General features: G+C 49.1%; 13 protein-coding genes. 2 read left to right on the top strand and 11 right to left on the bottom strand.

Translation table 11 applies throughout. From position 1 onward, the window contains the following. Positions 1-23: 23 nt before the first annotated feature. The 11 genes from rnc to Q9R23_RS03255 form a co-directional block, all read right to left on the bottom strand. Positions 24-794 carry a ribonuclease III gene (gene rnc / locus Q9R23_RS03305; protein ID WP_023468747.1) on the bottom strand — a complete coding sequence of 257 codons (771 nt, stop codon included), beginning with the start codon at positions 792-794 and terminating at the stop codon, positions 24-26. Positions 795-850: 56 nt separating this feature from the next. Further along, entirely contained in the window at positions 851-1,090 is a 240-nt protein-coding gene (acpP, locus tag Q9R23_RS03300) for an acyl carrier protein (protein WP_029342095.1), read from the bottom strand. Positions 1,091-1,160: 70 nt separating this feature from the next. Further along, entirely contained in the window at positions 1,161-1,892 is a 732-nt protein-coding gene (gene fabG / locus Q9R23_RS03295) for a 3-oxoacyl-[acyl-carrier-protein] reductase (protein ID WP_214854549.1), read from the bottom strand. After that, positions 1,889-2,809, bottom strand: coding sequence for an ACP S-malonyltransferase (gene fabD / locus Q9R23_RS03290; RefSeq protein WP_311246399.1), 921 nt, complete (start codon positions 2,807-2,809; stop codon positions 1,889-1,891). Before fabD ends, fabG begins: the two co-directional genes overlap by 4 nt. A gap of 16 nt (positions 2,810-2,825) precedes the next feature. Further along, positions 2,826-3,821 (bottom strand): phosphate acyltransferase PlsX, encoded by a 996-nt coding sequence (plsX, locus tag Q9R23_RS03285; protein WP_035406922.1) that lies wholly within the window; start codon positions 3,819-3,821, stop codon positions 2,826-2,828. Next, the gene (gene fapR, locus Q9R23_RS03280; protein WP_311246398.1) at positions 3,818-4,387 is read right to left on the bottom strand and encodes a transcription factor FapR; all 570 of its coding nucleotides are present in this window, start codon (positions 4,385-4,387) and stop codon (positions 3,818-3,820) included. The genes plsX and fapR overlap by 4 nt, the downstream gene beginning before the upstream one ends. Positions 4,388-4,472: 85 nt before the next feature. Further along, a complete protein-coding gene (recG, locus tag Q9R23_RS03275; protein WP_214854556.1) occupies positions 4,473-6,503 on the bottom strand; it encodes an ATP-dependent DNA helicase RecG in 2,031 nt (676 codons plus the stop codon). After that, positions 6,487-7,383, bottom strand: coding sequence for an L-serine ammonia-lyase, iron-sulfur-dependent, subunit alpha (gene sdaAA / locus Q9R23_RS03270; RefSeq protein WP_023468754.1), 897 nt, complete (start codon positions 7,381-7,383; stop codon positions 6,487-6,489). Before sdaAA ends, recG begins: the two co-directional genes overlap by 17 nt. Before the next feature lie 4 nt (positions 7,384-7,387). Beyond that, positions 7,388-8,050, bottom strand: coding sequence for an L-serine ammonia-lyase, iron-sulfur-dependent subunit beta (sdaAB, locus tag Q9R23_RS03265; protein WP_023468755.1), 663 nt, complete (start codon positions 8,048-8,050; stop codon positions 7,388-7,390). Between the two features lie 100 nt (positions 8,051-8,150). Further along, positions 8,151-9,824 carry a DAK2 domain-containing protein gene (locus Q9R23_RS03260; protein WP_396136349.1) on the bottom strand — a complete coding sequence of 558 codons (1,674 nt, stop codon included), beginning with the start codon at positions 9,822-9,824 and terminating at the stop codon, positions 8,151-8,153. A 25-nt stretch (positions 9,825-9,849) separates the two neighbouring features. Continuing rightward, positions 9,850-10,212 carry an Asp23/Gls24 family envelope stress response protein gene (locus Q9R23_RS03255; RefSeq protein ID WP_311246397.1) on the bottom strand — a complete coding sequence of 121 codons (363 nt, stop codon included), beginning with the start codon at positions 10,210-10,212 and terminating at the stop codon, positions 9,850-9,852. A gap of 283 nt (positions 10,213-10,495) precedes the next feature. On the opposite strand from Q9R23_RS03255, the gene rpmB reads away from it, so the two are divergent. Continuing rightward, complete coding sequence (rpmB, locus tag Q9R23_RS03250; RefSeq protein WP_023468758.1) at positions 10,496-10,684, top strand: 50S ribosomal protein L28; 189 nt, start codon at positions 10,496-10,498, stop codon at positions 10,682-10,684. 140 nt (positions 10,685-10,824) lie between these two features. Continuing rightward, positions 10,825-12,228 carry an amino acid permease gene (locus Q9R23_RS03245; protein WP_311246396.1) on the top strand — a complete coding sequence of 468 codons (1,404 nt, stop codon included), beginning with the start codon at positions 10,825-10,827 and terminating at the stop codon, positions 12,226-12,228. Positions 12,229-12,265 lie beyond the last annotated feature (37 nt).

The following is a 12,265-nucleotide window of genomic DNA, read 5'->3' as shown; positions in this document are numbered from 1 at the left end:
AGAGATGGTCGGCCTTTTGTTGCTTAAAACTGTTTCTTTAATTCAAGTAAGGCTTGTTTTGCCGCCTGTTGTTCTGCCTCTTTTTTCGAACGACCCGTTCCAATCCCTTCGAGCTCATCCGCGACTTGAACACGCGAGATAAATTCCCGACTATGCGCTGGACCGCGCTCCTCGATGATTTCATACTCGATGACACCTAAACCGACACGTTGAATCGCTTCCTGTAATTGACTCTTGAAATCCGTCTGTTCTTCGAAGAAGCCCGTCGCCACTTTCGGAAAAACCGCTTCGGCGAGGAATCGTTCGGCTGCTTCGATGCCTTGGTCAAGATACAAGGCGCCAATAAAGGATTCGAAGACATCCGCAAGTAAGGCTGGACGATTCCGACCACCGGTCAGTTCTTCCCCCTTACCTAACAGAATCATATCGGAAAACTGATAGTGATTCGCAAATTGGACGAGTGACGGTTCACAGACGATTGCCGCTCGCAATTTCGTTAATTCCCCCTCGGAACGTTCCGGGTAGTGTTCGAATAGATAGCGTGACACCGTCAACTCTAAGACAGCGTCCCCTAAAAATTCTAGGCGTTCGTTATCCCCTTCCGACTCGCGTTGTTCATTGACGAACGAAGAGTGCGTGAAGGCTTGTTTCAATAGTTCAACATTAGAAAAAGTGATATTCAGACGCTCTTGTAACGCTTCGAATTTTTGCTCGATCTGAGCGAGCGTCCGAGCATCCTTGCGTCGTTTTACATAGGGTCCTTTTCGGACACGACGTCCTTTTTGATTCGTCATAGTTCCTCCTAAACAGCTAAAGCCCACCGCAAATTGCGGTGGGTCAGCTTCAATGATCAGACTTGTGTTTCGATGTAGTTGACGACATCGCCGACAGTCTTCAAGTTTTCTGCTTGCTCATCTTCGATCGTGATTTCGAACTTGTCTTCTAAGTCCATGACGAGTTCCATGACTTCAAGAGAGTCAGCTCCGAGGTCGTCTTTGAACGACTTATCAAGTGTGATTTCACTTTGTTCTTTACCTAATTTTTCTGCGATTGCTTCTTGTACGTCTACTAAGATTTGTTCTTTTGTCATTTTAAAATCCCTCCATGAGTTGAGTATATAAGATGATTGCCGTTTTGGCAAAGTACTTCCGTTAGTTCTGTTACATCGTCATGCCGCCATCGACGGCTAGAGTTTGACCTGTGATGTATCGTGCTTCATCTGAAGCGATGAAACTGACGAGTGAAGCGATATCGTCGGTTTGACCGAAGCGTTTCAACGGAATTTGCCCGAGTGACAGGTTCCGCTGTTCTTCTGTCAATTCATCCGTCATGTCCGTCTCGATGAAGCCTGGACAGATGGCATTGACTGTGACGCCTTTACTAGCGAGTTCACGTGCGACGGATTTCGTCAGCCCGATCAGACCCGCTTTCGCTGCGACATAGTTCGCTTGCCCTGGATTTCCAGAAATACCGACGACTGATGCGATATTGATGATACGACCGCTTGTCTTTAACAATGAACGTGTCGCGGCTTGTGTGACGAGGAATGCCCCTTTCAGGTTCGTATCGACGACGGCATCAAAGTCTGCTTCCTTCATACGCATCAGTAAACCATCGCGCGTGATGCCAGCATTATTGACGACACAATCCAGTTGACCGAACGCATCAATCGTTTGTTTGATCATCTGTTTGACAGCATCCGCTTCAGCGACATTCGCTTGAATCGCGAGTGCTTCACCGCCTGCCTCCTTGATTTCACGGACGACAGCTTCCGCCTTGTCCGTGCTTCCTGCATAGTTGACGACGACACGGAAACCATCTTTTGCCAATCGCTTTGCGATGGCCGCTCCGATACCGCGTGACGCGCCAGTGACGAGTGCTACTTTACTCAACGAATTCCCTCCGCTTCCAATTGCTCAAGTGTCGTGATGCTGATGATTTTCGCATCTTTTTTGATTCGTTTCACGAGACCGCTAAGTGGAGATGACGGACCGAACTCGATGAACGTATCCGCACCCTCTTCGATGAGACGCTCGACGCATGATTCGAACCGGACCGGCGAATAGAGTTGCTGAACGAGCAAACGAATCAATTCGTCTGGTTGATCGTGAAATGCACTGTTGACGTTCGAGATGAATTTCGTCTTCGCGGCTTTAAACGGTGATGATACGAGAATATCTTCGAATCGTGGTGCGAAAGGTGTCATGAGCGACGAATGGAACGCACCCGAGACATCAAGTGGTAAGACTCGTTTTGCTCCGAGCTCTTTTAACTTCGCTGTGGCAGATTCGACCGCCGCGATTTGTCCAGAGATGACGAATTGTCCAGGACAGTTGTAGTTGGCGATTTGAACGATTTCTCCCGTTGCCGCAATTGATTCAACCGCGTGATGGGCTGCCTCGACATCATTCATGCCAATGACTGCTGCCATCGTTCCACCCGTGACTTGATTCATGAGTTTTCCGCGTTCGCGGACGAGATAGACGGCTTCAGACGGTGTGATGACAGAAGCTGCGACGAGCGCGCTATATTCTCCAACACTGTGTCCGAGTACGAAATCAGGTGTATGTCCTTGTGCTGCGTACTGCTGTGCGAGTAATGCACTGTGTGCGACGATGGCTGGTTGAGCGATATCCGTCGCTTTCAATTCATCCTTCGTCCCTGTCGTCATCAGCGTCGTCAGATCCAGACCAATTCGCGTTCCGAGGTCAGCGAGTGCTTGGCGTGTCTCGTCTTGCGTGATGAGCGTCTGTCCCATTCCAGGCGTCTGTGACCCTTGTCCCGGAAACATCCAAACTGTTTTCCCCATCTCGTCTCACTCCTTCTTAACGTGCTTCAGTTGCTTTCGCCTGAACGATTTTGGCAACGACTTCTTGTTCGACCATCTTTTCCGCTTGAACGAGCGCTCTGCTGAATGCATAGGCATTACTTGATCCATGCGCCTTGATGACCGGAGCCGCAATACCGAATAGTCCGGCACCGCCATATTCTTCATAGGCGAGCAACTGCTTCATTTTTTTCAACTTTGGTTTCAGTACGAGAGCGGCGAGCTTTGATGTCCACGAGCTCATGAATTGTTCTTTCATGACACCCATGATCATACTGGCTGCCCCTTCAGTACTCTTAAGTAACGTATTGCCAGCAAAACCTTCCGTGACGATGACATCGACGTCACCGCTCATCGCTTCTCTCGCCTCGACGTTCCCAACGAAATGAATCGGTGCTGTCTCAAGTAGCGGATACGTTTCCTTCGTCAATGCATTCCCTTTACCGGCTTCTGATCCGATATTCAGGAGCCCGACTTTAGGACGTGTGATACCGCGAACTTGTTCTGCGTAGACAGACCCCATGATGGCATAATCGAGCAAATGCTCTGCCTTCGCATCCGGGTTGGCGCCGACATCTAAGATGACGACACCCTTCCCATTACGTGTCGGGAAAGTCGGGGCCAGTGCAGGACGGTCAACTCCTTCGATCCGACCGATGACGAACAATCCGGCAGTCATGAGCGCTCCCGTGTTGCCTGCTGAAATCAAGGCATCTGCTTCTCCTGATTTCACCAGGTTTGCAGCCACAACGAGTGAGCTATCTTTCTTGCGGCGAATGGCACGTACCGGTTCATCTTCTCCGGTGATGACGGATGCTGCGTGGACGATCGTCACGCGCGGATCCTCGATTGTGTATGAGCGTAACTTCAACTCATCTCCGACTAGTCGGATATCGATGTTGTCGTTTGGACGTTCTGCCAGATAGGCAACGACCCCTTCTACGATGGCACGGGGTGCATGGTCGCCCCCCATGGCGTCAACTGCTAAAATCATTTCGATTCCTCCTTACTACTTCGATACACTGTGAATTCGCCGATAAAGACACATTCTTCACCGACATAACTCTCTACCGTGATGTCAGAACGTCCATCTTGGCGATGGGAACTGACGAATGCCTTCGCAACGACGCGTTCTCCGACGTGGACGGAGCGTGTGAACTGAACGTTCGCACGGGTCGTTAACGCGAGTTCATCATCGATGAGCGCAATCGCAAGCGAGTTTGCCTGTGCGAACAAGATATGTCCGCGGGCGATTGCATTTCGACTAAACGCATGTTCCGGCAAAACCTCAAGGATCGAGATGGCAGATGTATCGAGTTTCAGGTCAATCATATCACCAATGACTTCATTTTCAGTCAACGTACGCACATCATCCAGCCGTTCAGTCGCGACATGTTTAATTCGCTCCCGTAATTCCGGAATCTTTAATTCCATCCGGTCCAGACGAATCGTCTGGATACTGACATTGAATCGTGTCGCCAGCGCTTCATCCGTGATGAACGGATTTTGCTCGATCGTCTGTAATAATTCTTGTTGTCTCTCTTTTTTAGGTACCCGCATGTACGTTCCTCCCACAAGAAGGATGACTACTATTATTACCTGGTACTAACAGTAGTATATATCCCTTGTTGTTCACTTTCAAGTATTATTCGATTCTTTCTCCTTCAAGAAGCCCTTGCCGTTCGATATATTCACGTAAGACATCGTATTCCGGCGCTTGCCAAAAGGCGTCCGATCGCAGTAATCGGACTGCATCTTGCCGCGCCGTTTCCATGACTTGAATATCAAGTGCCGGATCGGTCAAGACGAATCTCGGTAATCCACTTTGTTCGGTACCGAAGAAATTTCCGGCTCCGCGCAGTTTTAAATCCTTTTCCGCTAGCTTGAAGCCATCGTTCGTCTCCGTCATTGTCTTGATCCGTTCTTTTCCCGTATCGGAAGAGGGATCGGCGATTAGAATACAGTAAGACTGGGCATCGCCTCGACCGACGCGCCCTCTTAATTGGTGTAACTGCGCAAGACCAAAGCGTTCTGCATCATGAATGACAATGATCGACGCGTTCGGAACGTTCACGCCGACCTCGACGACCGTCGTTGAAACAAGGATTTGAACAGTATTCTCCTTAAAAGCCTGCATGACCTCGTCTTTTTCTGAAGAAGTCAAGCGCCCATGCATCAAACCGACATGATAGGGCTTGAACCGCTCGGTCAATGTCGCATGTAATTCGATCGCATTTTGAACTTCGAGTGATTCGGATTCCTCGATCAATGGCGTGATGACGTAGGCTTGTCGACCTTGCGACAATTCTTTCTCGACGAACCCGAAAACACGTTCCATCTGTTGCGGTTTCGCCCAGTAGGTCTCGATTTCCTTTCGTCCCGCCGGCATCTCATCGATGATCGAAACATCCATATCTCCAAAGACCGATATCGCAAGCGTACGCGGAATCGGTGTCGCTGTCATATATAATACATCTGCCTGTTCAGCTTTCGCGCGCAAACGCTTCCGTTGTTCGACACCGAAGCGATGTTGTTCATCGGTGATGACGAGGTGCAATGCCTTGAACTGGACAGTGTCTTGAATCAGCGCATGTGTTCCGACCAAGACGTCGATCTCTCCTGTTGCGAGGGCTTCGAGCAAGTGTGCACGCGCTTTCCCTTTAACGGAACTCGTCAGTAGACCGACTCGGATCCCAAGTGGTTCAAGCAATGGGGCGAGCGACGCTGCATGCTGTTCCGCTAAAATTTCGGTCGGCACCATCAAGGCGCCTTGTTTTCCGGCACGAACCGTCGCGAACAAGGCGATGGCAGCGATGACGGTCTTCCCGCTTCCGACATCCCCTTGCAGCAACCGATTCATTCGTTCGCCGCGACCGATGTCGTCTAGAATCTCTTTTGTCACACGTTGCTGTGCACCTGTCAGCGGAAACGGCAGGCTCTTGATGAAATTGGCAATATCCGTTTCATGAAGGGGAAGAGCAATCCCTCGACCTTTCCGTCGTCCAAGACGTAACGCCTGTAATTTCAGCTGGAAATAGAGGCACTCCTCGTAGACATAACTGCGACGAGCAGCCGTTAACTCTTGTCGATTCGTTGGGAAATGAAGCGACTTCAACATCGTCATCCGGTCTTGCAACCGATACGTCTTCCGGATGCTATCCGGGATTCGTTCAGCTAATGTCTCAGTCTCCTTGAACGCCAAGTCGACGACGCGTCGAAACGTCTTCATCCGCATGTCACCTCGGAGCGAGTAAACGGGTGTCAATTCGCCTTCGATTGCCCCGAATTGCAATTCCGTCGCAGAGATCGTCATCCGGTGTAAATCCCACTTGCCACTGACCGTCACTTCTGCCCCGAGTTGCAATTGGTCTTTGTAGAATGCCCGGTTGAACATCGTTACGGTCACACTATACCGTTCTTCAACGAGCAGACGGAACGTCAAACGATTCTTTCCTTTGCCGTAATAGCGCACAAGTGGTTCAGACTGGACTTGACCCGTGAACTTGACTTTATCCTCATGGATTGCTTCCGTTAGACTTCCCGTCACGAAGTCGTCATAACGAAACGGGACGTGCTCGAGCACGTCCGCAACGGTGAGAATATTCATCTCTTCTAGTTTTTTCGCTAAATCCCGTCCGACACCTTTTAATGTCTTGACGTCACGTGATGGATTCATTCGATAACTCTCCGAAGATTTTTGCTTCGAGCCAGCGTCCTGTCGGTGTATTCGCGAGTCCACCTTTTGCTGTCTCGCGAAGCGCAGACGGCATCATCTGACCAATCTCATGCATGGCTGAGATGACTTCATCACACGGAATCCGTGACGTGATTCCAGCGAGTGCCATGTCGGCAGCGACAACAGCATTCGCCCCGCCCATCGCATTGCGTTTCACGCATGGCACTTCGACGAGTCCTGCAACAGGATCACAGACGAGTCCAAGCATGTTCTTCAGCGCGATCGCAAAAGCATGCGCTGACTGATCCGGTGTCCCACCTGCCATCTCAACGATGGCAGCAGCTGCCATCGCTGTCGCTGAACCGACTTCTGCTTGACATCCACCTGCCGCTCCGGAAATCGACGCATTGTTCGCGACGACAAAGCCGAATGCACCAGATGTGAACAAGAAGCGTAACATCTGCTCACGCGTCGGGTTTAATCGATCTTTGACCGCAAATAGTGTACCAGGCACGACACCCGCACTCCCAGCCGTTGGTGTCGCACAAATTTTTCCCATCGCAGCATTGACTTCATTCGTTCCGATTGCCTTACTAACGGCGTCCAGTAATAAATCACCGGATAATCCTTTACCCGAAGCACGGTACCGTTGAAGCAAGACAGCATCCCCACCGGTCAGTCCTGTCACCGATTGGACACCATCACCATCAAGTGAACGAGCGACCGCCTCTTCCATCACTTGTAGGTTTCGTTCCATCATCGCATAGACTTCATCTCGCTCCAAATGACGAACCGTCATCTCTTGTTCGATCATGACTTCCGAAATCGGAATATTGCGTTCCGTCGCGATGGCGACGAGTTCTTTCACGGATTTAAACATGTCTTCACTCTCCCATCATGACGGCACGCTCGACTTGAGGTAACCGATCGATTTCTTCCAACACTTCTGCCGTAATCCGGTCATCAATCTCAATTGCCATAAGTGCTTGTTTTCCTTTTTCATGCCGTGACACTTCCATATGCCCGATATTGATTTCGTAATCAGCCAAAATGCTCGTCACGGCTGCAATCGCACCAAAGCGGTCATGGTGCAAGACGACGAGTGCCGGTCCCCCACCGGACAAACGAAGCGGTACACCATTTAATTCTGTGATTTCAATCGTTCCCCCACCAATTGAAATACCAACCAATTCAAACTCTTCTACTCCATTCGTCAAATGGACACGAGCCGTATTCGGATGATCCGTCAACGCTTCACTCGTCTCGAAATGAATCTCAATCCCTTTCGACTTCGCGATATCGATCGATTGTGGAATCCGGTCGTCAAACGTATCGTATCCGAGAACACCGCCGATGATGGCGACATCCGTTCCATGTCCACGATACGTATCCGCGAATGAACCGTAAAACGTGATGTGGATGACAGTAGGCGTTTCCCCGAATAATTTACCCGCCATCAATCCAATCCGTGCAGCCCCTGCTGTATGCGAGCTCGATGGACCAACCATGACTGGTCCGATGATGTCAAAGACGCTACGATATTTCATTTCTTTTCCCCTTTCTATGAAACAAACGAAATCCCACCTCTATTATCGCAGATGGTGGGATTCGTGAAAAGGCTAGTCGCCCTTTTTCAGTATGATGGTTTTATTCGACGCTTAAAATGTACGAATAGAGTGGTTGTTTGCCGTCGTGGACTTCCACTTCAGCATCCGGATTGACCGATTCGATGTACGCGACGAGTGCGTCAACCTCTTCCGAAGCCACGCCTTCACCGTAAAGAACCGTGATGATTTCGTCGTCCTCCGTGACGAGTGTATCGACGAGTTTCTTGACTGCACCAAGACTTGAAGCGTCCGTAGCGACGATTTGTTTTTCAGCAATCGCCATATGGTCGTCCTTCTTGATTTCTACACCATCGATGTTCGTATCACGTACGGCATATGTGACTTGTCCCGACTTAACGGCTGCAATCGCATCTGCCATGTGCGCTTCGTTCTCTTCGACAGTCGCTTCCGGATTATAGACGATCGTCGCCGCCAAACCTTGTGGAACTGTCTTTGATTTCACGACGGTTACGCCACAATTCGCAACAGATGCTGCTTGTTCAGCGGCCATGATGATGTTCGAGTTGTTCGGATAGACATAAACGTGTTCAGCGTGTGCATCCTCGATCGCCTTGACGATGTCTTCCGTTGACGGGTTCATCGTTTGTCCGCCTTCGATGACGACACTGACACCGAGTGATTTAAAGAGTTCGCTGATTCCTTCACCCATTGCGACTGTGACAAGGGCCGCTTTTGCTTTTGCCTTCGGTGCAACGACTGGAGTGACTTGGTTCGCGCCCTCTTCTTCGAGGATCGTCGAGTGTTGTTGACGCATATTTTCAATCTTAACAGCAACGAGCTCACCGAAACGTTGTCCTTTTGTGATGACTTCTCCTGGCGTTTCAACGTGGACGTGAACTTTAAGGAGCTCTTCGTCCGCGACGACGAGCAACGAATCACCGAATTCCGATAATTCGTTCCGGAATGCTTCTTCACTGAACGGTGCATTTGCTAACTTGTCATCTTGGAAGCGAACCATGATTTCCGTACAGTAACCGTAATGGATCTCTTCTGTCGACATGAAGCTTTGAGCCGATTTATGATGCTCTGCTTCGACGAGTGTTTCCATGACTGGCGCATGTGGCTTATCAAGTTCTTTTCCTTCGAGTGTCGCGAGGAATCCTTCATAGATACAGACGAGACCTTGACCACCAGAGTCAACGACGCCGACTTCTTTTAATACAGGAAGAAGTTCTGGTGTACCGTCGAGCGATACTTTCGAAGCTTCGACGAGTTGACGCATCAACTCTAAGAAATCCGTCGTCGTCTCAGATTGTGCGATAGCAGCGACAGCTGTTTCACGGGCAACTGTCAAGATTGTCCCTTCGACCGGTTTCATGACTGCTTTGTATGCTGTATCAACACCTTTTTGTAATGCATCTGCGAATTCCTTCGTATCAATCGTTGTTTTGCCTTCGATTGATTTCGAGAATCCACGGAACAATTGACTTAAGATGACGCCAGAGTTTCCGCGCGCCCCCATTAATAATCCACGTGCGAAGACGTTCGCGACTTCCGATACAGAATCCGAAGTGGATTTACCTGCTTCTTTTGCTCCTGAAGTCATCGTCAAATTCATGTTCGTTCCCGTATCACCATCTGGCACAGGGAAGACGTTCAATGAATCGACGAAATCTGCGTTTTGATAAAGATTCGCCGCGCCATTTTGAATCATCTTGACTAACTGCGCTCCTGTTAAACGATCTACACTCACTAAAGTTTCCTCCTCTATTTCCGCCTTAGACATTCGTCAAGCGGACTCCTTGGACAAAGATGTTCACAGATGTCACGTCAAGACCTAGTGCCTGACTGAGCGTGTATTTCACGCGACTCTGTACGTTGTTCGCCACCTCTGAGATTTTCGTCCCATAACTTACGATAATATGCATATCGATATGAACTTGCTCTGAAGACTGTCGAACGATGACACCGCGTGCAAAGTTCTCACGTTTTAAGAGTTCAGCAAGACCATCCTTGATTTGAGACTGAGATGCCATACCAACGACACCAAAACATTCCATTGCTGCGCCGCCCGCAAGTTGCGCGACGACATCATTATCTACATCAATCTTTCCATAGGTCGTTTTCATCTCGATCGCCACCTGAGTAGCCCCCTTTGAATATTGTATTCTTCTCATAATTCTACTATAAGGACCTACTATTGAAAAGTCGCCGTACTGACTATACAATGAATAAGTGAAAAATAGTAGCGGTCAAATGAACTTTTACCATCATCCTCATCCATTATTTTAAATTTCGAGGTTGTCTGTCAAGTTTTTTTCTTGTCAGCTACTTTTTTTATGTTGCAACCGCCTTGACACCATGCTAAGATAGCAAAGTGTCTATTAGGACGAACGCAAAACAACATAAAAGGAGGCGGAACGCATGGCACGTAAATGCTACGTTACTGGGAAATCGCCAAAGTCGGGTAACAACCGTTCACACGCATTGAACAAAACAAAACGTACTTGGGGAGTCAACGTACAAAAAGTACGTATCCTCGTCGACGGTAAGCCAAAAAAGGTTTGGGTTTCAGCTCGAGCTCTTAAATCAGGTAAAGTCGAACGCGTATAAGGCGCAACCACCGGATGGGAATCTTCCCTTCCGGTTTTTTTATGCCCTCATTTATTTTTCTCATAAACTAATTGTCGCTTTTATTGAAAACGCTTACAATAGGAACGTACTTTATTTTGTCAGAATTGGGGGAAGTCATCATGCAACTCAAACGAGAGATGACGAGTCGACACCTGTTCATGATTTCACTCGGTGGAATTATCGGAACAGGCTTATTTTTAGGGTCAGGATTAACGATTTCACAAGCAGGACCTCTCGGGGCGGTCCTCAGTTACATCGTGGGTGGGACCATCATGTATCTGACGATGTTATGTCTTGGAGAATTAGCGGTCTATCTGCCGGTCTCGGGGTCATTTCAGACCTATACGACCCGCTTTATCGGACCAGGGGTCGGCTTTGCCGTCGGTTGGATTTACTGGCTCGGCTGGGCTGTGACGGTCGCGCTTGAAATCACAGCTGCCGGTAGTTTGATGGACCGTTGGTTTCCGAATGTGCCGGTCGTTGTCTGGTGTACCGTCTTTACGGTCTTGTTATTCGGTTTAAACGCCGTCTCCGCCAAAGCGTTCGGGGAAGCGGAATTCTGGTTCTCAAGTTTAAAGGTACTCGCCATTCTTTTCTTCATCATTCTTGGTGGCGCAGCTTGGTTTGGCTGGTTACCGATGGAAGCAGATCGTCCATCCTCATTGTTTGCAAACTTCACGGCAAGCGGTTGGTTTCCGAACGGAATTCTCGGTGTCTTGACGACGATGATTGCTGTCAACTTTGCTTTTCAGGGGACCGAATTGATCGGTGTCGCGGCTGGGGAGTCCGATACGCCTGAAAAATCGATTCCAAAAGCTATCCGGAATACAGTTTGGCGCACGTTCATTTTCTTTGTCTTATCGATCACGATCGTCGGTGCATTGATTCCGTATGAGACGGCTGGCGGAGTCAGTAGTCCATTCATCATGGTCTTTGATGCGATCGGCATCCCGTATGCCGCTGACTTGATGAACATCGTCGTCTTGACAGCACTATTATCCGTCGGGAACTCGGGATTGTATGCCGCGACCCGAATGTTATGGGCAATGGCACAAGAAGGGATGATTTCAAAGAAATTATCTTATGTTAATGCCCGTGGTGTGCCGATGCGCGCTTTACTCTTTACGATGATGTTTGCGATGTTATCTCTTCTGACAGCTTTTTTCGCAGAGGATACCGTCTTTATCTGGCTCTTGTCTTTAGCTGGACTCGGTGCTCAAGTCGGTTGGATTTCAATTTCCGCTTCGCAACTTGCGTTCCGCCGTCAGTTCATCCGAAACGGACATGATCTATCCGAACTAAAGTTCAAGACGCCATTCTATCCAGCATTACCGTTGATATCGTTGACACTTAATGTCGTTGTCCTTTTCAGTCTTGCGTTTCAAGCGGATCAACGAATTGCTTTATACATCGGTGTTCCATTTTTCCTCGTCATGTGGGGAAGCTATCATCTGTTCATTAAAGGAAAACACCTATCGGCTCAAAGTGACATTCGAGTCGCCCCTTCCCAACTCGAAGAATAATGCCATATGAAAAGAGGCCGCGGTATCATCCACGGCC

The sequence above is a fragment of the Exiguobacterium sp. BRG2 genome (genome assembly GCF_031844245.1).
Taxonomy (GTDB): Bacteria; Bacillota; Bacilli; order Exiguobacteriales; family Exiguobacteriaceae; genus Exiguobacterium_A.
This window is presented reverse-complemented; position numbering and strand designations above follow the sequence as displayed.